Source organism: Telluria sp. ZT3P25 (genome assembly GCF_059685895.1).
In genome coordinates this window covers 480,102-502,266 of sequence record NZ_JCASIJ010000001.1, presented here as the reverse complement: position 1 = coordinate 502,266, position 22,165 = coordinate 480,102, and the positions used below count along the sequence as shown (strand labels likewise).

Here is a 22,165-nt window from a genome sequence, read left to right as displayed (position 1 = left end):
GCATCGCGCACCGCCTGGATTATTCCTGGCGCAGGCGACGCTGGCGCACCGCCGCTGCCAGACCATCGAGCACCTGCAGGCTGCTGTCCCAGTCGATGCAGCCATCGGTCACCGACTGGCCATATGTCAATTCCTTGCCCGGCACCAGATCCTGGCGCCCGCCCACCAGATTCGACTCGATCATCACACCGACGATGCGATCGTCGCCGGCCGCGATCTGCGCGGCGATGTCGGCGCATACCGGCACCTGGTTCTCGGGCTTTTTAGAACTGTTGGCATGCGACGCATCGATCATCAGGCGGCTGGCCAGGCCCAGCGCGGCGATCTGGCGGCAGGCTTCGTCGACGCTGGCGGCGTCGTAGTTCGGCGCCTTGCCGCCACGCAGGATGATGTGGCAATCCTCGTTGCCCGAGGTCGATACGATGGCCGAGTGGCCGCCTTTGGTGACGGACAGGAAGTGGTGCGGCTGCGACGCAGCCTTGATGGCCTCGGTAGCGATCTTGATATTGCCGTCGGTGCCGTTCTTGAAGCCGACCGGGCACGACAGGCCGGACGCCAGCTCACGGTGCACCTGCGACTCGGTCGTGCGCGCACCGATGGCGCCCCAGCTGATCAGGTCGGCGATGTACTGCGGGCTGATCACGTCGAGGAATTCGGTGCCGGCCGGCAGGCCCATCTCGTTGATGTCGCGCAGCAGCTCGCGCGCCATGCGCAGGCCGTCGTTGATGCGGAAGCTGTTGTCCATGTACGGGTCGTTGATCAGGCCTTTCCAGCCCACCGTCGTGCGGGGCTTTTCGAAGTAGACCCGCATCACGATCTCGAGTTCACCGGCGAAGCGCTGGCGCTGTTCGACCAGGCGGCGCGCATACTCGATCGCCGCCTTCGGATCATGGATCGAGCATGGCCCGATCACCACCATCAGGCGGTCGTCCTGGCCATGCAGGATGCGGTGCAGGTCGACGCGCGCGCCGGCCGCGGTCTGCTCGGCCCCCGGGGTGACGGGGTACTCGCGGATCAGGTGCGAGGGTGGCGTCAGTTCCTTCATTTCACGGATGCGTAGGTCGTCGGTGCGGGGCATGCTGGACTCTCTTTCGTGCTCGGTTGAGTTGGTTTTATACCGTCTGAAAATAAAAAAACCGCCATTGCTGGCGGTTTGTCTGGATGCTGCCGGGACTTTTACTGCGCGTACCCGCTGCTGTTCCACCGCCTGAGGCTGGAATGGCTAAAGTAAAAAAAGCAGGTAAAGAAAGCGTGGCGCATGATGTCGTCCGTGTTTGGTCAATTGACTATAGCAACAACCCGCAAAACTTGGCAAGCCCTTTATCCGTCGATGACGGCTTGTACAGACAGCTTGTTACCGGATACCACAGCAACGCATCATCAATGCAAACTCAGGCCGTGCCGCCGACCGTGACGCCATCGATGCGCAGGGTCGGCTGGCCCACGCCCACCGGCACGCTCTGGCCTTCCTTGCCGCACACGCCCACGCCCGAATCCAGGCGCATGTCGTTGCCGATCATCGAGATGCGGTTCATCACTTCAGGGCCATTGCCAATCAAGGTAGCGCCCTTGACCGGATAGGTGACCTTGCCGTCTTCGATCATGTACGCCTCGCTGGCGGAGAACACAAACTTGCCGTTCGTGATATCGACCTGGCCGCCGCCGAAGTTCACCGCGTACAGCCCATTCTTGACCGAGGCCAGAATTTCCTGCGGGTCCTTGTCACCGGCGAGCATATAGGTGTTGGTCATGCGCGGCATCGGCAGGTGCGCGAACGATTCGCGGCGCGCGTTGCCGGTAACCGGCATCTTCATCAGGCGCGCGTTCATCGTGTCCTGGATGTAGCCTTTCAGGATGCCGTCTTCGATCAGCGTCGTGCACTGGGTCGGATTGCCTTCGTCGTCGACATTGAGCGAGCCGCGCCGGTCCTGCAGCGTGCCGTCGTCGACGATGGTGACGCCCTTGGCCGCCACGCGCTGGCCGATCATGCCGGCATACGACGACGAGCCCTTGCGGTTGAAGTCACCCTCGAGGCCGTGGCCGACCGCTTCGTGCAGCAGCACGCCGGGCCAGCCCGGGCCCAGCACAATCGTCATCGGACCGGCCGGCGCCGGCCGCGCTTCCAGGTTCACGCAGGCTGCCTTGACGGCATCGGTCGCATAGCGATCGAGCACTTCATCAGTGAAGTAACCGTAGTCGAAGCGCCCGCCACCGCCCGACGAACCCACTTCGCGCCGCCCGTTCTGCTCGGCGATGACGGTGACCGACACGCGCACCAGCGGCCGGATATCGGCCGCCAGCACGCCGTCGCTGCGCAGCACCAGCACGACATCGTATTCGCCGGCCAGGCCCGCCATCACCTGCACCACGCGCGGGTCTTTGGCGCGCGCCATCTTTTCGACGCGCTCGAGCAGCGTCACCTTGGCCGTCGCATCGAGCGAGGCCAGCGGATCGCTGGGCAGGTACAGCGAGCGCCCGCCGCTGTGCTGGGTGCTGCGCGCGATCTTGATGCGCCCGGCGCCCTGGCGCCCGATGGTGCGGGTGGCAGAGGCAGCGTCCAGCAGCGCCTGTTCTGAAATCTCGTCGGAGTACGCGAACGCGGTCTTTTCGCCCGACACCGCGCGCACGCCGACGCCCTGGTCGATCGAAAAACTGCCGCTCTTGACGATGCCTTCTTCGAGACTCCAGCCTTCGCTCTTGGTGAACTGGAAGTACAGGTCGGCGTAGTCGACCTTGTGCGTGAACATCGTCCCCAGCGCGCGCAGCAGCTTGTCTTCGTCCAGGCCGAATGGCGTCAGGAGGACGTCACGGGCAACGGCGATGGCGGAAAGATTCGGTTCGAATGGCGTCATGGTGGTTCGATTCAGGCGTCGGTTGGAACGGGCATTGTGCCATATCCCGTTTGTTCGCATCGCTGCGCCACGTTCATGTGACAGCCTGGTTTACATCTTCCGGTGGCGCAGCGCCGGCAGGCTGTCGCGCACGCCGCGCAGGAACGCCGGATCGAGTTCGCCCGTGATCACGCCCTCGCCTTCCGGCAGTACCGCCTTGACCTCGCCCCACGGGTCGACCAGCATGCTGTGGCCCCAGGTGCGGCGGCCATTGACGTGCATGCCGCCCTGCGCCGCAGCCAGCACATAGCACTGGTTCTCGATGGCGCGCGCGCGCAGCAGCACTTCCCAGTGCGCGCGGCCGGTGGTGTAGGTGAACGCGGCCGGCACGATGATCAAGGCGCACTCGCCCATCGCGCGGTACAGCTCGGGAAAGCGCAGGTCGTAGCACACCGACAGCCCGACGCGCCCGAACGGCGCATCGAACACGCCGACCGCGTCGCCCGGCACGATGGTGCGCGCCTCGTCGTACGATTCCGTGCCCTTGTTGAAGCCGAACAGGTGGATCTTGTCGTAGCGGCTCATCGACATACCCTGCGGGTCATACACGAGCGTGGTATTGAGCACCTTGCCGGCGCTTGGCGAGACGAGCGGCAGCGTGCCGCCCACCAGCCAGATGCCGTGCTCGCGCGCCAGTTCGGCCATGCAGTCCTGGATCGGCCCGGCGCCCGGTTCTTCGGCCAGCGCCACCTTGTCGACATCGGTCATGCCCATGATCGGCCAGTACTCGGGCAAGGCCACGAGCGTGGCGCCCTTGCCGGCAGCCTCGGCCACGAGGCGGCGTACGGTGATCAGGTTGTCTTCGAGGTGCGGAGTGGAAATCATCTGGATCGCGGCGACGGTCGTCATGTCATTCCTTGCTGGCGGTGGGGGTGGCTGGTGTGCTGACAGTGGCGCTGTCAGGTCCGTTGGGGATTTTGGTAATGGTCGGCGATTTCCACGGCCCTGTCACCTGCATCTGGTAAGTCAGCGCCTTCATCACCGGTGCGCGCAGGAACAGCTGGGCCAGATAGCCGCCCAGGCCCAGGACCGGATTGACGGCCAGGCCGTACACGAGCGGGCCGGTGCCCAGATTGAATTCCGGGATCACGACCACGCGCAGATTGGTCGACTCGTTGGCGATATCGGCCGTGCCATTCATCAGGACGGTCGCGGCCACGCCATGCATTTTGAGATTGTCGGTGCGCACCACGCCGCGCGTGATCAGCGCGTTGGCCGTGATGCCGTCGAATGCCAGACCGTCGGAAAACACGTCATGGAAATCGAGCTTGAGCAGACGCGGCAAGGCCTGCAGGCTGAGCACGCCCAGCAGCTTGGCTGCGCCCGGGTCCTGCTTGAGGAACTGGCCGGATTCGACGTTCATCTCGATCTGGCCCGACAGGCTCGGGATGTCCATCGCATACGGCAGGCCGGCCCACGAGATGTCGCCGCGCAGGTAGCCGTTGCCGCGCCCGATCGTGTCCGGGAAACCCACGCGGTCGAGCAGGCGTCCGGCATTGTCCATATCGAGCGCGAAGTTCAGGCTGGTATTGCTCTTGCCATCCTTGGTCAACCAGCGGCCCGATGCCTTCAGCTTGCCATCGGGGTTGCTCAGCGCCAGCCGGTCGATGCGCCACTCGCGCCCTGCCAGCGCGCGCACATTGCTGGCGTCCAGCTCCAGGCGTCCCAGGTTCTTGTTGAACAGCTCGAAGCGTTCGGCCACGATGTCGAGCGACGGGATGCTGGCCGTGGCGCCCTTGTTCGACTCGAGCAGGTCCTTGACCTCGGCCTCGGCCGATTCCGGAATCACGAGCGAGGCCAGGCGCGCCGTGACCTTGCCCAGGCCGCTGGGCGTTTCGGCCCAGGTGAGATAGCCGCTGGCCTGGCGCGAATGCAGGTTGGCGCGCCAGGTGTCGCCCACGTGCGTGGCGCCGATGACCACGTCGGCCACGCGCCGTTCGCCGACCGTCAGTTCGCTGACGCGACCGGCGACCACCGTCGGCAGCACATACTGGGTGAAGTCGGCGCCGCCGGCCGGCGTTGCATCGGGGGCCGGGGCAGGCGTGTTCTTGTCCATGCCGGCAATGGCGCGGCCCGCCGCCAGCCAGTGGTCGACATTGAGCGCCTTCATGTCCAGGTGCGCCATCAGGCCCTGGTCCGGGCGCGGGGCCGGCACGTTCACGCCAATGCCGCCGTGGGTCACGCGCCAGGCACCCTTGCCCTGCTTTTCACGTTCGTACCGCGCGCCCAGGTCCTGCCCCACGCCGACGCGGATGACGTCGCGCGCCAGGCCATCGACGGTCGGCTCGCCCTCGAGCACGAAGTGCAGCGGCAGGTTCGCGTCCTGCACCTTGTTCAGCGGGGCCGGCAGTTCAATGCCCAGTCCCGCCAGCGCCGAATCGATGGTGATCGTGCGATGCCCGGCCTTGACGACAATCTCGCCGCGATACGGCGTGCTGCCCGACAGGCGTTCGGCCAGGCGGCCCAGCGCCGGCACCGGTGCGGTGCGGCGCATGCCCTCGGCCGACAGCGTGCCGGCCAGCGTGACGCGCGTGCTGCCGTCCGGCGCCGTGCCGCCGCCCACCGCCAGCGGCGCGCCCAGGAAGTCGGCGCCAACGCCTTCGAGGCCAAAGCCGTGGTCGTGGAACGCGATTTTTCCGTGGGCGTTCTGCAGCGCCGGCAGCTCGGGGAAGAGCACGACATCGTTACCTTGCAACTGCAGATTGCCCTGCACCTTGGCTTCGTTCAGGTGCGACAGCGGCAGGCGCAGCTTCAGGTCGAGCTTTGCATTGCCGCTGCCCTGCGTGTCTTCGGTAAAGTGGCCGATCCAGCCCAGCACAGGCGTGGCCGCCACGTAGCGCAGGAATTCCTGCAGCGGCCCGGCGCCGGCGCCATCGATCTCCAGCATCATCTTGTCATGCGCGCCCAGGTCGGGGATCACGGCCTTGACGTTCGACAGCGCCACGCCCAGCGTGCGCAGGCTCCTGCCCGTGATTTCCATGCGTGCGCGGTCGAACACGATGCGCCCGTCAATGGCTTCGGCCAGTGGCCACAGCGGTGTGCCGTCCGGATGGCGGTGGCCCGGCGCATACTCGAGCCGCGCGCCAGCCAGGCGACCGGCAACGCGGAATTCGCCGGTGTCAGAGGCCTTGAACGGAAACTGCGCGAGGTCGCCGCGCAGGCGCAGCGTGGTGTCGTGCAGCTGGCCGCCCTGCAGCGCGCCCACCAGCCAGTCATGCAGGCCGTGCGGCGTGGCCAGCGGCAGGAAGGTGCCGATCTTGTCGATCGGGAAACCGTCGAGGTTGCCCGTGAAGTCGGCCGTGCCGGGGCCGTGACCCGGCGTGAGCGGCATACTGTGGCGGCCCGAGACCGATCCCTTGAACGTGCCCTGTACAAAATCCAGGTCCTCAATATCGACCTGCAATTGCCGACCCGCGTCAAACTGCCAGCGCGCATCGAGGGCCAGGCGGTCGAACGGCATGCGCGGCTCGGCGAACCAGGCCGGCATGTTCAAGGCGAATTGCTGCGAGTCGAGCTTGACGCTGCCGGCGCGCTCGTTGGCGTCGATGCGCCCGCTCAGATTCTCGAAGCCGGGTGTTGCGGCCCGTCCCGGGCGCGCGGCCTGGGCTTTCAACGCCAGCCCGGCGACGTCGCCGCGGATGCGCCAGCCAGTCACACCGGGATAATGCCCATCCCATTCGACGCTGACATCCTGCAACGTGCCGCGCGGCGCGTAATCGGCCAGCAGGCCGCGCTGCACGGGCGAGATCGGCAGATACTGTGCCAGCGCTGCCAGCGCGCCGATATCGAGGCCCTGCGCGCGCAGCGTGCCCTGCTCGGGCTTGCCATCGGCGGCAGGCCGCCAGGTTTGTTCAAGGGTGGCAGGCGGCAAGGCGCGGCCATCGCGCGCCACCACCGTGAAATTGTCGAGCCGCAGCGCGTGGCCGTTCGCGCCGAACGTCGGTTTGCCATCGCCCTTGCCGGTCAACAGCGTTTCGCGCGCGCTCAGGCGGCCCGACACGCGCGCCAGTTGCAACGGTGCGATGTTCGGACCCAGGCGCGCATTCACGCCGGCCAGCGCCAGGTCGGCGGTAAAACCGGCCAGGCGGGCCTGGTCGACATTGATCCAGGTGCGCAGCGAGCCGCGGCCCCGTTCAAGCTGGATCGGATAATCGACGAAGCGCTTCCAGGCGCCCAGGTCGACGTCGCGCAGATCGGCGTACAGCTCGCCCTTCCAGCGCGTGACATCGGACGGCTGCTGGCCGAAGCGGTGCCGGAAGCGCGCGCGGATATCGATCGGACCGCCCAGCCGCGCCGGCGGCGTCGCCGTCAGCGCCACATGGTGTGCGCCCCAGCGGTTGAGCAGCGCCAGCGTGACGCCCTGCAGCGCCAGCGGCGGCGTGCCGCGCAATTCGTCGACCCAGTCGACGCGGCCATTGCGGATGACGATTTCACGCTGGCGCAGCAGCCAGTCGGCGCCGGCGCCGTTGCCCTGCTGCTGCTCGAGCCGCACGCCAGCGACGACCAGCACGCCGTCGCGGCCGCGCCGCACGGCCAGGCGCGGGCCGATGATTTCGAGCGATGCAAACCGGGGTTCGAGCGCGGCGATGCTCCACCAGCCGATCGTGGCGTCGACTTGCGGCAAGGCCAGTACTTGCCGGCCACGGCGATCGTGCAGGCGCACGTCGCGCAGCGACAACACCGGGCGCATCCCGTGCCATGACGCGGCCAGCTGCGAGATCGTGACGCGGCTGCCGAGCGCATTGCCGGCGACGCGCTCAATGTCGCTCTTGTACAGGTCGATATTGGGGAGGATGGCGTAGCGCAGCACCAGGAACAGCACGGCCAGCGCGAAATACACGATCAGCAGCAGCTTGATGGCAAAGCCCAGCACGTGGTGCGAGGCCAGGTTCGCGAAGCGGTAGCACGCGCGCGCCCGGCGCCAGCGTACGGCCAGCGGCCGCGACGCGGATGTCGCCTGCGGATCCGGGTTGTGCATCAAGGTGCTAATAACAAAGGCTCGCCGAAAAATGTATAGCTCAAAAAACAGGTCGCTTGCATGCGTTGCGGCGTCTACCTTACCATCGGTGCTGACCCGGGCAGCAGCGACGGCCTGTTAGCGGGCCATTTTAACGCATCGACTGCCTGCCGGCCCCGACTAATGGCCTATTGAAACGGCCATCCATCGCGTTTCCCAGGATCAACGATGACCGAAGTTTCCACTGCACCACAGACTACCCCAGCCACTGTTGTTGTTCCTGTCACCGCCTCGCGTTTCGTGGCGCGCTGGCTGGGCGCCGCGCCCGAGCGCGCCGGGCAGCTCGCCAGCTTGTCCGCCCTATCGCTGGCCCACGCCGATTTCCGCGCGCTGCTGGAGGGCGAACTGGCCAAGGGCTTGCCGCTCGAACGCGCGATGCGCCGGGTGCGCAACCTGTTGATCTCGACCATCGTCGCGCGCGATCTCGGCGGGCAGGCTGACCTTGATGAAGTCGTCACCGCAATGACGGCCTTTGCCGACTTCGCGATCCAGACCCATGTGACCAGCCTGATGGCCGAGCTGGTCGCGGCGCACGGCATGCCGGTCGGCGAGGATTCGGGGCGCCCGCAGCACCTGATCGTGCTGGCCATGGGCAAGCAGGGTGGCGGCGAACTCAATGTGTCGTCGGACATCGACCTGATCTTCGTGTATCCGGAAGACGGCGACACGGCCGCTGCGGCCGGCCAGCGCCAGTTATCGAACCACGAATTCTTCATCCGCCTGGGGCGCCGCCTGAGCGCGGCCTTGTCCGAAGTGATCGAGGACGGTTTCGTGTTCCGGGTCGACATGGCGCTGCGCCCCAACGGCAAGTCGGGCCCGCTGGCGGCCAGCTTCGGCATGGTCGAGGAATACCTGATCGTCCAGGGGCGCGAATGGGAGCGCTATGCGTGGGTCAAGGCGCGCGCTGTCACGGGCGAGCCGGACGACATCGCGGCGCTCGACGCCATCGTGCAGCCGTTCATCTTCCGGCGCTACCTGGACTTCGGTGTCATCGATGCGATCCGCACGATGCACGCCCAGATCCGCGCCGAGGTCAAACGCCAGGAGCGCCTGCACCCGGAACGCAGCCACAACGTCAAGCTGGGCCGCGGTGGCATCCGCGAGATCGAATTTCTGGCGCAAGTCTTCCAGCTGATCCGCGGCGGACGCGATCCGGCGCTGCGCGAGCGCTCCACGCGCAAGACGCTGCTCCTGCTGGCCGAACGCGAACTATTGACGGTCGACACGGTCGAACGCCTCCTGCAGGCCTACACCTTCCTGCGCAACCTCGAACACCGGTTGCAATACCTCGAAGACGCCCAGACCCACACGCTGCCGGTGAGCGACGACGACCGCCTGACCGTGGCGCGCATGATGGGCTGCCCGGACGAAGCCACCCTGCTCGCGCGGCTCGAAGAACAGCGCACCTACGTCGCGCAGCAGTTCGACGCGATCTTCGCCGACAAGGAAGCGCCAGACCAGGACCCCGATGCGCCGGCTCTGGTCGACGATCTGGACAACCTCGACGCGCTGACCACACGCCTGGCGGACCTGGGCTTCAACGATCCACGGGGCGCCGCCGGCCGCCTGACCAACACGCTGCAGGGCGCGCGCCTGACCAGCCTGCCGGACTTCAGCCGCGTGCGCCTGCTGGCCCTGGTCGAGGCCGCCCTGCCCCTGATCGCCACGGTCGTGAAGGATGCCGGCATCGGCAGCCACGCCGCCACGCTGGGGCGCCTGCTCGACCTGTTCGAGGCGATCGCGCGCCGCTCGGCCTATCTGGCGCTGCTGACCGAATACCCGCACACGCTCGAGCGCGTGATCCGGATGATCAATGCGAGCGGCTGGGCCGCGACGTTCCTGACCCAGCACCCGATCCTGCTCGACGAACTGCTGGACGACCGCAACGCCGGCGCCGAAGCGCTGCCGCAACTGGCAGCCACCCTCGACGCGCAGTTGAACGACGCGGCCGGCGACACCGAGCGCCAGCTCGACATCCTGCGCGAGACGCACCACGCGCAACTGTTTCGCCTGCTGGCGCTGGACCTGGCCGGCGAACTGTCGGTCGAGCACCTGGCCGATCATCTGTCAGCGCTGGCCGACACGATCGTCGGCGCCGTGGTCACGCACGCCTGGCGCGCGGTCAATGGCCACCACCGCGAGGTCCCGCGCTTTGCCGTCATCGCTTACGGCAAGCTGGGCGGCAAGGAGCTGGGGTACGTCTCCGACCTGGATGTGATCTTTTTGTACGACGACGACGATGGCGACGCGCCACCGCTGTATGCCAGGCTGGCCCAGCGCTTCATCACCTGGATGACGGCGCCGACGCCGGCCGGCATCCTGTTCGACATCGACATCGCCCTGCGTCCTGACGGCGCCAGCGGGATGCTGGTGTCGTCCCTCGCCGCTTTCGAGCGCTACCAGAGCAAAGCGGCCTGGATCTGGGAGCACCAGGCGCTGACGCGGGCGCGCTTTTGCGCCGGTGACGCCGCCATCGGCGCGCGCTTCGAGGCGATCCGTGAACAGGTGCTGCGCAAGGACCGCTCCGGCCAGGCAGATGTGCTGAAAAACGAAGTCGTGCAGATGCGCGCGCGCATGCATGACGCCAACCTGAACCGCAGCACGCAGTTCGACCTCAAGCACGATGCGGGCGGCATGATCGACATCGAGTTCATCGTGCAATACCTGGTGCTGCGTCATGCACACACCTATCCGCAGCTGACCGCGAACGCCGGCAACATCGCGCTGTTGCACCTGTGCGGCGAGCTGGGCCTGATCGACGCGGCCATGGCCAGCCAGGTCGCAGCGGCATACCGCGCCATGCGCAAGCTGCAGCACAGCGTGCGGCTGCAGGGGCACGACAAGACCCGGGTCGAGCCGGCCCAAGTGGGCGCCCATCCCGACAGCGTGCTGCGGTTGTGGCACGCCTGTTTTACCAGTTGATTCCATGCGCACCACCCTGGTGCGCATGGTTTTTCCCCGCACTACCTCCACCCAAAAGCAGTATTTGTTGCACCCCAAAAGCACGTGCGAGCTGCTGACTTTTTAGTCATTTAATTTCTTTTTGTTAACTGTTGTATTTGCAACAGAAATGCCCTCCTGACTTATTGACACCCGTCAATAGCGAATGGTTTGATACCTGAGGCGTATGCATATCCAGCAAAAAGTATCGCGATTTGTTGAGCATGCGCCAGTTCGCCGATCAATCATTAGACTGCCCCACACCACGGGGCTCAGGATGGAGAGCACATGCAACAACGTACCAGGATCGCACTCGCCGTGACGCTGGCGCTGGCGTCGATGACCGCCACCGCACAAGAGACCTTGCAACGCGTCGAAGTAACGGGCTCCCGCATTCGCCAGGTCGATCTGGAAACGGCGCAGCCGGTCCAGGTCATGAGCCAGGAACAAATCCAGAAAAGTGGCCTGGTCACGGTCGGCGACATCATCAACAGCATGTCCTCGGCCGGCGTACCGGCCTTCTCGCGCGGTTCGTCGCTGGGCGCGAGCCGCGAACAGGGCGGCCAGTTCCTCGACATGCGCAACCTGGGCGCGCAGCGCCTGCTGGTGCTGGTCGATGGCAAGCGCTGGACCCAGTCGGTCAGCGGCTATACCGACATGTCGACGATCCCGTCGGCACTGATCGAGCGCGTCGAAATCCTGAAGGATGGCGCCTCGTCGATCTACGGTTCGGATGCGATCTCGGGCGTGGTCAACATCATCCTGAAAAAAACCATGCAGGGCGGCCAGGTCAGCGTCTACCACGGCCAGAACGAAGAAAACGACGGCAAGACCAAGGATTACTCGGTCACCTACGGCGCCGGCGACGACAAGGCGTCGTTGCTGTTCGGCCTGACCTATACCGACCAGGGCGGTGTCTGGGCGCGCACGCGCGACATCACCGCCACGACGAATGGCCCGACGCGGCCGAATTCGTCGCTGGGCAGCGGCCCGTGGGGCCGTATCCGCCAGGTCAGTTCGACCGGCGCCGTCACCGGCTTTGACCGCGTGCTGAACCACACCGGCGGCCCGCTGGGCGATGGCGTGGGCCAGGATGCGCGCAATCCGGCCAACTACCACACCTTTGCCAATGCGCCGGCCGACCTGTTCAACTCGACCAGCCAGATGCACTTTTTGACGCCAAGCAAGCTGACGTCGCTGTTCGTCAAGGGCGAAGTCGAACTGCCGGCCAATATGCGCTTCAAGACCACCGCGATGTACGCCGATCGCACCTCGTCGCGTCAGGTTGCCGGCTATCCGCTGAGCTCGACCTCGCAGGCCAGATACCCGGTGTATGTCGACAAGGACAGCTACTACAATCCGTACGGCAACTCGGTAGCCGGCGCCGGCAACGGCCAGGACCTGTTCTTCTACCGCCGCACGATCGAAGTGCCGCGCGTGACCGACAACAGCAACCGCAGCCTGCACATCGACGCCTCGCTCGAAGGCGAGTTCTCGATCCGCACGCTGCCGTGGAACTGGAGCGTCGGCTACAACCACAGCAAGGTCGATGGCCAGGTCACCGGCTATGGCGACCTGAACCTCATCAACCTCAAGCGCGCCCTCGGCCCGTCGTTCCGCAATGCCGCAGGCATCGTTCAGTGCGGCACTGCCGCCGCGCCGATCGGCCTGGGTGAATGCACCCCGTGGAACATCCTGGGCGGCCCATCGGCCTCGACCCCGGAAGCGCTCGATTACGTGATGTCGATTGCCCAGGCCACCTACAGCTCGGTCGTCAACAGCGCCACCGCCGACCTCAGCGGCGAACTGTTCACGCTGCCAGCTGGCGCGGTCGGCATTGCCGGCGGCATCGAGCACCGCGAAGTGCGCGGCGACGACGTGCCGGGCCAGTTCGAACGCTCGGGCTATTCGTCGAGCCTGGCCGGCAATCCGACCTACGGCCGCTACACCGTGCGCGAAGCCTACCTCGAAGCGAACATCCCGCTGCTCAAGGACGTGCCGTTTGCCGAACTGCTCAGCCTGAACCTGGCCACGCGCTATTCGGATTACTCGAACTTCGGCTCGACCACCAACAGCAAGGCCAGCTTCATGTGGAAACCGGTACGTGACCTGCTCACGCGCGGTACCTACGCCGAAGGCTTCCGCGCGCCAACGCTGGGCGACACGTTCGGCGGCGGCTCGCAGACCTTTGCCAGCTACCTCGATGCCTGCGACAGCGTCGTCGGCGAAGCGGCCGTCAACCCGGCCGTGGCCCAGCGCTGCGCGGCGCGCGGCGTGCCGGCCGGCTTCCGCCAGAAAAACCAGACGGGTGCGAACGTGCCTGCCACCGGCGGCCAGACCCCGTTCCCGTTCACGACCGGCGCCGGCAACAGCTTCCTGCAGCCCGAGACCGCCAAGACCCGCACGCTGGGTCTGGTCCTGAGCCCGTCGAGCGTGCCGGGCCTGTCGGTCTCGGTCGACTGGTTCAACATCAAGATCGACAACCTGATCACGGGCGTGTCGGCCACCGACACGATCGAGGAGTGCTTCCTGTACAACGTGGAAAACTTCTGCTCGCTGATCACGCGTGATGCCAGCGGCCAGGTCGTCGATCTGCAGATCGGCAACACCAACCGCGGCAAGGTCGAAACCGAAGGCGTCGATCTGGCGATCAACTACCGCCTGCCACGCACCGCATGGGGCCAGTTCGGGATCCGCAGCGAAACGACCTACACCGACACGTACAAGCAGCAGTCGACCCCGGATTCGGAATGGGTCGAGTACGCCGGCGAATACGACACGTTCCGCGTCAAGTCGAACACCTCGCTGGACTGGAACATGGGCAACTGGAGCGCAACCTTCACGGCCCGCTTCTACAGCAGCCAGAAGAACCGTTGCTTCTCGCTGACACTGCCGGGCGAATGCTCGGACCCGACTGCCAAGACCAGCTGGGGCACCGGCTACACCCGTGCCAAGGAGATGTGGTACGGCGACCTGTCGATCGGTTACGCGCTGCCATGGAACGCCAAGCTGCTGCTCGGCGCGAACAATATCTTCGACAAGAAACCGGTCATCAACTACAGCGCCGGTTCGGCCACCGGTGGCAACTCGTCGTCGTCGTCGGTCAGCCCGGAATTGCCGATCGATCGATTTGTCTACGTTCGCTACAACCAGTCGTTCTAAAAAAATACGTAACACATAGCAATTTAATTGCTTAAAAAGCCCGTCCGGCGCAAGCCGGACGGGCTTTTTGCCGTCTGACCAAACTTAGATCAGCAAGTAACCGCCGAGTCAATTACATGTTAGATAGAAAATCAGTAAATACACATTTCTGCAACAAAACGGTCACATTCTCACCCTTCTGGTGCGTATGCATTGACAGTGAAGTACCCCGAATGGTTTTATTGCTGACTTGAAAAGCCGTTTGACCAATTAGTTGGCGTTTTTCAGCGAGTCGCACCGCGACATTTTTTCGGTGGCAGGCCCTTACCCAGGTCCCGCCGCGCATACACCCCTAGGAGTTCTGCAACATGATGGAAACACTCTTGTCCCGTTCGGTCCGCGCTATCTGCCTCGGCGGTATGACCCTTGGCATGACCGCTGCGATCGCGCAGGAAGTCGCTGCGCCACAGCGCGTTGAAGTGACCGGTTCGCGTATTCGCCAGGTTGACCTGGAAACGGCCCAGCCACTGCAGATCATGAGCCAGGAACAGATCCAGAAGTCGGGTCTGGTGACCGTCGGCGACATCCTGAACAACCTGTCGTCGGCTGGCGCCCCTGACTTCTCGCGTTCGGGCTCGCTGACCTCGAACACCGAAGCCGGCGGCCAGTTCGTCAGCCTGCGCAACCTCGGCTCGAACCGCCTGCTGGTGCTGGTCGACGGCAAGCGCTGGACCCAGTCGGTCGATGGCTACACCGACTTGTCGACCATTCCGTCGGCAATGATCGAGCGTATGGAAATCCTGAAGGATGGCGCATCGTCGATCTACGGCTCGGACGCAATCGCAGGCGTGATCAACATCATCCTGAAAAAGAACATGCAGGGCGGCCAGTTGTCGATCTACACCGGTCAGAACGAGAAGAACGACGGCAAGAACAAGGACTTCTCGCTGAGCTACGGCGCCGGCGATGACAAAGCATCGCTGATGTTCGGCCTGTCGCACACCGAGCAAGGCCTGGTGAGCACGCAGACCCGCAACAGCACCAGCTACTCGAATGGCCCGTACCACCCGTTCGACGGTCTGGCCGCAGGCCCATGGGGTCGCATCACGCCGGTCAATCCACTGAGCGGCGGCGCTCTGACCAACCCGATTGCTGGCGGCTTCAACCAATACCTGAACCACACCGGCTCGTTCGACGGTCAGGGCCAGGGCGCAGTGTCGCGCAACCCGAACAACTATCACCCGTACGTCGGCAGCAATGACGACAAGTACAACTCGACGCAAGACATGGATCTGCTGTCGCCGAACAAGCTCGACACGCTGTTCGTCAAGGGCGAGATCGCGCTGCCGAAAGACATGCGCCTGAAGACCACCGCGATGTACTCGCAGCGTCAGTCGCTGCGCACCATTGCCGGCTATCCGCTGCAGTCGACCTCGCAGGCCGCCTACCCGGTCTACGTCGACAAGGACAGCTACTACAACCCGTACGGTAACCAGGTTGCCGGCGCCGGTCGTGGCCAGGATCTGTTCTTCCAGCGCCGCACGATCGAACTGCCGCGCGTGACCGACAACGAAAACCGCACGCTGCACATCGACGCGACCCTGGAAGGTGAATTCACCATCAAGGATCTGGCGTGGAACTGGAGCGCCGGCTACAACCACAACAAGGTCTCGGGCACCTCGAACGATAGCGGCAACATCAACCTGCTGAACCTGAAGAAGGCGCTGGGCCCATCGTTCATGAACGCCAGCGGCGTTGTCCAGTGCGGTACGGCTGCCAACCCGATCGCGCTCGGTTCGTGCACCCCGTTTGACATCCTGGGCGGCCCATCGGCGTCGACCCCGGAAGCGCTGGCGTACATCAACACCAACGGCACCAAGACCTACGGTTCGACCATCAACAGCGCCACCGCCGATATCGCCGGTGAACTGTATCAGCTGCCAGCCGGCGCGCTGGGCATCGCGGTCGGTATCGAGCACCGTGAAGTCAAGGGTTCGGACGTTCCTGACCAGTTCTCGCAGTCGGGCTACTCGACCAACCTGTCGGGTCAGGCAACCTACGGCCGCTACACCGTGCGTGAAGCGTACGCAGAGCTGCAGATCCCTGTCCTGAAGGACCAGCCGTTCGCAGAACTGCTGAACTTCAACCTGGCCACCCGCCACTCGGACTACAGCAACTTCGGCGTGACCAACAACAGCAAGGCCAGCTTCATGTACAAGCCGGTCAAGGACGTGCTGTTCCGTGGTACCTGGGCTGAAGGCTTCCGCGCTCCAACCATCGGTGACACCTTCGGTGGCGGTTCGCAGTCGTTCGACACCTTCCTGGACCCATGCGACACCCGCTTCGGCGAAGCTGCAACCAGCAGCGCAGTTCAGGCACGCTGCGTGGCCGCTGGCACCAACGCAACCTACCGTCAACTGCAACAGGCTGGCACGCCAGTCTCGAGCACCACTGGCACGCAGTCGCTGGTCGCCTTCAACTCGGGCGCCGGTAACAGCTTCCTGAAGCCAGAAACCGCAGTCACCAAAACGGCCGGTATCGTCTACAGCCCATCGTTCGTGACCGGCCTGACCGTTGGCCTCGACTGGTACAACATCAAGATCGCCAACCGCATCACTGCAATCGGCGCCGACTATGTTGCCAACGAGTGCTACATCTCGGGCAATGCAGACTACTGCAGCGTGATTCGTCGTGACGCGGTCACCGGCCAGATCAGCGCCCTGTCGCGCGGTAACGCCAACCTGGGTGCGATGGAAACCGAAGGCCTGGATCTGTCGGTCTCGTACCGTCTGCCACGCACCGCCTACGGCCAGTTCGCCATCCGTAACGAAACGTCGTATGTCGATTCGTTCCGCACCAACGACGGCGCTGGTACGCCATGGAAGGAATACGCAGGCGAGCTCTTCTACAATCGTGTGAAGTCGAACACCAACCTCGATTGGACCATGGGTAACTGGAGCGCCACCTGGGGTGTTCGCTACTTCAGCCCGGTCAAGGACAGCTGCTACGATGTGCCGCAACAGATCGAGTGCAACATGCCTACGTTTGAAACCGCTGATAACGGCACTGGTGCCAACAAGCTCGGTTCGTACGTGATCCATGACGTGAACGTCGGCTTCAAGACGTCGTGGGATGGCCGTATCCTGTTCGGTATCAACAACGTGTTCGACAAGTCGCCACGCGTCGCGTACAACACGCAGGCATCGGCAACGGCTATCGACGTCGACCTGTCGCTGGACCGCTTCTTCTACGTCCGCTACAACCAGTCGTTCTAATGGACCGGGGTCGCAAGACCCTGTCCTGAAGTCCTGACCATATGCCCGCCCGGCTCTGCCTGGCGGGCATTTTTACAGGCGCAGTCAACGTTAAATAGAGCCGAGCTTTGAACTGATGAGCCGTCCCGTGGTCCAACTCCTGTCCTCAACGCCAGGAGCCGGTCATGAAAGCACCACATTTCAAGAGCTGGTTCGCCAGGCTGCCATTGCTGAACGTCCCGCAGCGTCGGCAAGTGCTCGACGCCCTGCATCCTGCAGCCGGGCTCGACCAGGTAGTAGCACTCATCGCCCAGGCCAGAGGGGCTCGCCGTTGCTGTCCCCGCTGTGGTGACCAACGTTGCCACCGGCACGGGTTCGCCAACGATCTGCAGCGCTTTCGCTGCTGCGCCTGTGGCCGCACCTTCAACGACCTGAGCGGCACTCCACTGGCGCGGCTCAGGCTCAAGGGCAAATGGCTCGCCTATTCGCAGGTGCTGCTCGATTCACTGTCCGTGCGCAAGGCGGCAGACCGGGTTGGCGTGCATCGCAAAACGGCTTTCCGATGGCGTCACCGCTTCCTCGACTGGATCAAGTTTGACCGGCCGGCATCCCTGAACGGTATTGTCGAGGCCGATGAGACGTTTCTTCTCGAATCGCAAAAGGGATCGCGCACGCTGGACCGCCCGCCGCGGCGGCGCGGCGGGCACGCCCCCACGCGTGGCATATCGCGGTACCTGGATTGCATCCTGGTTGCGCGCGATCGCAACGGCAATACTATCGATGCCGTCACCGGGCGGGGTGCCCTGACAGCCAAACAACTCGAACGTGACTTGCTGCCCAGGCTCGATCCACAGGCACTGCTGGTCACCGACAGCCATGCTGCCTATCGGGCTTTCGCACGCAAGTTCAGGATTGCCCATGAGGCAGTCAATCTGCGTGCCGGCGTGCGCACCAGGCATGCGGGAGGTCGAGCGATTCACGTTCAGAACGTAAACGCCTACCACGGGCGTTTCAAGTCCTGGTTACTGGGCTTTCGCGGCGTGGCATCACGCTACCTGCGCAATTATCTGGGTTGGCGCTGGGCCCTGGATGGCGGGCGAGTCAGTTCTGCAGAACAATTGTTCTGCATTGCAGTCGGCGTCATCAATAGAAAACGATGACTGCGCCTTTTTACATCCCTGCCCTGCCCGACTGGCGCCGACGCGGTATCATGGCGGTTTGCCTGCGGCGCTGCCGCGTGACTCCCTCCCCGTATGACCATCAAACTCAAAAACGACAAAGACATCGCCAAGATGCGTGTGGCCGGCCGCATGGCCGCCGAAGTGCTGGACATGATCAAGGAATTTGTCGTGCCCGGCGTCTCCACCGAAGAACTCGACCGCCGCTGCCACGACCACATTCGCAAGGTGCAGAAGGCCACGCCGGCCAATATCGGCTACCACGGCTTCCCGAAAACCCTGTGCACGTCGATCAACGGCGTGGTCTGCCACGGCATCCCGAGCGAAAAGGACATCCTCAAGGATGGCGACATCGTCAACATCGACGTGACCGTGATCAAGGATGGCTGGCATGGCGACACGAGCCGCATGTACTTTGCCGGCACGCCGTCACCCGAAGCAAAGAAGCTGGTCGAGGTTACCTATGAAGCGATGATGGCCGGCATCCGCGCCGTCGGCCCGGGCGCGCGCCTGGGCGACGTCGGCCACGCGATCCAGAAGCTGGCCGAAGGCGCCGGCTACTCGGTCGTGCGCGACTACTGCGGCCACGGCATCGGCCGGGTCTACCACGAAGAACCGCAGGTGCTGCACTATGGCCGCAAGAACACGGGCCTGCTGCTGAAGGAAGGCATGACCTTCACGGTCGAGCCGATGATCAATATGGGCGCAGATGATGTGATCCAGTTAGAGGACGGCTGGACCGTGATGACGCGTGACGGGTCGCTGTCGGCGCAGTGGGAACACATGCTGGTGGTAACCAAAAACGGCGCCGAGATCCTGACGCCGTGGCCGGACGCGCGCTGATCAGGGCCCAGCAAGAAACGCGAAGATAAAAAACGCGAAGACAAAAAACGCGAAGACAAAAAAAAGGCCGGATCCTGTTAAGGATCCGGCCTTTTTCGTTCAACTCAAGCCCTGATCAGAACTTGTAGTTGCCCGTCACGTACAGCTGACGACCGAGTGGATCGGCGTAGCGCGGGTCAAAGCCAACCTGGTGACCCGACGAGGCGCGCAGCGACAGCGGCGGCTTGCGGTCCGCGATATTCTTCATGCCGGCGCGCAGGATGAAGTTCTCGGTGAAGGTATAGCGGCCTTGCCAGTCAATGGTCAGGAACGATGGCACATCCAGGCGGAAGCCGGTTTCGTTGCGGCCGGTGTCCAGGTTGCGCACCGTGGCGGCTGCATCGACATAGCCATTGCGGTAGTTGACGATCAGCGAGTTCGACAGCTTGCCCGTATCGAGCGAGCTCGACAGGCGGACGATATGACGGAACGTGACGGCATTGTTGGTGCCGAAGTAGTTCATGCTGTTGGTCCAGTCATTCGCCGTGCCCGCACGCGTGTAGTCCGACTTCATCATGTACGTGCCGTTCAGCGTCGTCGTCCAGGTGCCGAAGCCGAAGCGCTGGCGGCCGGTCATGTCCCAGTCGATACCGCGGTTATGGGTCTTGCCGATGTTTACCGACGACTGCAGGAACGCCCAGTAGGTGTTGCCGGTTGCAGGTTCCGTGTAGGTCTGGAACAGCGCGCGGAAGGTGACCGGGTCAGCCCATGCCTGCTGTTCGCTGACGGCGCTCACGGCATCCTTGATCTTCACGTCCCACAGGTCCAGGCCTGCCGAGAAGCGTGGGGATGGCTCGAAGCGCATGCCGACGGTGAACTGCTTCGAGGTTTCAGGACGCAGGTCCTCGTTGCCGGTCGAGAGCACGTTGTATTGCGTCGAGCCCGGGCGGCACAGCGTGGCATCGGCAATCGGGCAGGCCCACGACGATGCGGTGAAGCCGGCGTTGACGGTTGGCTGAGCCAGGCTGAGCATGTCAGGCGCCTTGAAGCCGGTACCGTACGAACCGCGGAACAGGAGTTCCGGCATCGGCTGGTAACGGGCCGAGACCTTGTACGTGGTCTTCGACTGATCGCTGCCGACCTTGCGACCGCGCACGCCGTCGTCGATGGCCGAGATGCTGTCGTAGCGCAGCGCCGCCGTGACCTCGATCTGCTTGGTCAACGGGGCCAGCACTTCGGCAAAGGCGCCGACGTTGTCGCGCTTCATGTCATACCGGGCCGGCGCGTTGAAGTTATAGATCACGCCATTGACCGCATCGGCCGATGGATCCTGCTGGTAGTGGTATTCGCGGTAGTCCGCGCCGAGGGCCAGCTGGGCTGCACCGCCGCTGAGGGCGAACAGCTCGCGCGAACCGCGCACGTCGGCTGCCTTCAGGGTGGTCGAGGCTTCACGGATCGAACCGTTGAAGATCGAGGCGTCGATCAGTTTCTGGGTTGCTTCGCTTTGCGCGCCGATTGGTGCGAACGGATCGAACAGGCGGTTGGTCAGCATATTGCGGAACTCGGCGTTCTTCATGTAGCCGCCGACATAGCGCTCGTCGATCGAGTTTTCCGACCAGGTCAGCGCGCTGTTGATGTTCCAGCCAGCGAACTCGCCTTCAACGCCCGCCACTGCGTGCTTCGACTCGGTGATGGTCTGGCTGTCGCGCGTGCCCCAGTCATAGGCACGGTAGTTGCCCGAGACGGTGTTGACGCGGCCGAGCTGGGTCGCATTCAGGAAAGGTGCCACATACTGATTGAACTGCGGCGAGCCGGCAACGATCGTGAACGGCGCGGTATTCGGTGCGATGCGCGCGGTCAGGTCGAAGCGCGAGTAAGCGATGTCGGTGAACGCTTCCCAGTTGTCGCCCAGCTTCTTGGTCCCTTTCAGGAACAGGCTGTCGCGCTTGTTTTCCGGAACCATTTCGACGGTCTGGATATAGTCGAACGTGCAGTTGCGCGCCGTGGTGCCGTTGTTGTTGATGCTCGGCACAGTCAACGTAGGGCAATTGTTGTTGGCAAGCAGGTACGGCGAGAAGCCGACCGATGGCAGTGCGGCGACGCCGGCCGGGTTGCGGAACGCCACGGTGACATTGGCCGGCACCGACGCGGTACTGGTATTGTCATAGACGTAGTTGGTGCCGTTGCGTGAGAACCGGCGGAAAGCCGTGTCGGCGAAATCGCGTTCGGTCGAGCGGATCTGGTCCTGCTCATCGCGGCGGTAGCTCGCCAGCACGTTCCAGCCGTCAGTGTCCAGGTCGCCCATGCCGTAGGTTGCGGCGATATAGCGCGAACCGCCCGCCTGGCCGGCAGTCGGCTGGCTGTAGTTCGCTTCGATGTCGCCGCCCTGCTGGTTCTTTTTCAGGACAAAGTTGATCACGCCGGCGATGGCGTCCGAACCGTACAGGGCCGAAGCGCCATCGGTCAGGATTTCAACGCGCTCGACAGCGCTCATCGGGATGGCTTGCAGATTGACCGTGCTGCCCGAACCTTGTGGCGCCAGGCGGCGGCCGTTGAGCAGCACCAGCGTGTACGATTCGCCGATGTCGTGGATCGAGGCCGACACACGGCCGCCCGAGTTGGTGCCGGCGGCGATCGCGCCAATGGTGAAGCCCTGCATCGCAGGCAGGGTCTGGAGCAACTCTGCAACGCTGTTGGCGCCGGTCTTGGCAATCGCTTCCTGGGTCAGGGTCTGGATCGGCAGCGCGCCCTCGACGTTGATGCGCTTGATCGCCGAACCGGTGACTTCCACGCGCTGGATCGGTGCTTCCTGTGCCACGCCATGGGCAACGACCAGAGTCGATACCAGGCCAAGGGCAAGGCGCACTGCACGCACGCTCATCTTTTCGTTGAACATCATTGAATCATCCTTAGTTGCATTCA

10 protein-coding genes are annotated in these 22,165 nt (G+C 64.1%); 5 read left to right on the top strand and 5 right to left on the bottom strand.

All coding sequences use genetic code 11. The features are described 5' to 3' along the window. Positions 1–19: 19 nt before the first annotated feature. From aroG to AC56LY_RS02190, 4 genes are all read right to left on the bottom strand, one after another. A complete protein-coding gene (gene aroG, locus AC56LY_RS02205) occupies positions 20–1,078 on the bottom strand; it encodes a 3-deoxy-7-phosphoheptulonate synthase AroG (protein ID WP_499576179.1) in 1,059 nt (352 codons plus the stop codon). 313 nt (positions 1,079–1,391) lie between these two features. After that, complete coding sequence (tldD, locus tag AC56LY_RS02200) at positions 1,392–2,852, bottom strand: metalloprotease TldD (protein WP_499576178.1); 1,461 nt, start codon at positions 2,850–2,852, stop codon at positions 1,392–1,394. Between the two features lie 90 nt (positions 2,853–2,942). Further along, positions 2,943–3,740, bottom strand: coding sequence for a carbon-nitrogen hydrolase family protein (locus AC56LY_RS02195; protein WP_499576177.1), 798 nt, complete (start codon positions 3,738–3,740; stop codon positions 2,943–2,945). A gap of 1 nt (position 3,741) precedes the next feature. Beyond that, on the bottom strand, positions 3,742–7,869 hold the full coding sequence (locus AC56LY_RS02190; RefSeq protein ID WP_499576175.1) for a YhdP family protein: 4,128 nt from the start codon (positions 7,867–7,869) through the stop codon (positions 3,742–3,744). Positions 7,870–8,076: 207 nt separating this feature from the next. Between AC56LY_RS02190 and glnE the strand changes: the two genes are divergently transcribed. The 5 genes from glnE to map all read left to right on the top strand — a co-directional run bounded on the left by glnE (position 8,077) and on the right by map (position 19,264). Then, positions 8,077–10,830 (top strand): bifunctional [glutamate--ammonia ligase]-adenylyl-L-tyrosine phosphorylase/[glutamate--ammonia-ligase] adenylyltransferase, encoded by a 2,754-nt coding sequence (gene glnE / locus AC56LY_RS02185; protein ID WP_499576174.1) that lies wholly within the window; start codon positions 8,077–8,079, stop codon positions 10,828–10,830. Between the two features lie 306 nt (positions 10,831–11,136). Next, entirely contained in the window at positions 11,137–14,010 is a 2,874-nt protein-coding gene (locus AC56LY_RS02180) for a TonB-dependent receptor plug domain-containing protein (protein WP_499576173.1), read from the top strand. Positions 14,011–14,420: 410 nt separating this feature from the next. After that, the gene (locus AC56LY_RS02175) at positions 14,421–17,264 is read left to right on the top strand and encodes a TonB-dependent receptor domain-containing protein (protein WP_499576171.1); all 2,844 of its coding nucleotides are present in this window, start codon (positions 14,421–14,423) and stop codon (positions 17,262–17,264) included. Between the two features lie 164 nt (positions 17,265–17,428). After that, positions 17,429–18,403, top strand: a complete 975-nt coding sequence (locus tag AC56LY_RS02170) for an IS1595 family transposase (RefSeq protein WP_499576168.1) — start codon at positions 17,429–17,431, stop codon at positions 18,401–18,403. A gap of 93 nt (positions 18,404–18,496) precedes the next feature. Beyond that, positions 18,497–19,264 (top strand): type I methionyl aminopeptidase, encoded by a 768-nt coding sequence (gene map, locus AC56LY_RS02165; RefSeq protein ID WP_499576165.1) that lies wholly within the window; start codon positions 18,497–18,499, stop codon positions 19,262–19,264. Positions 19,265–19,379: 115 nt separating this feature from the next. Here map and AC56LY_RS02160 read toward each other — a convergent pair whose 3' ends face one another. Next, positions 19,380–22,142 (bottom strand): TonB-dependent receptor, encoded by a 2,763-nt coding sequence (locus tag AC56LY_RS02160; protein WP_499576163.1) that lies wholly within the window; start codon positions 22,140–22,142, stop codon positions 19,380–19,382. Between the last annotated feature and the right edge of the window lie 23 nt (positions 22,143–22,165).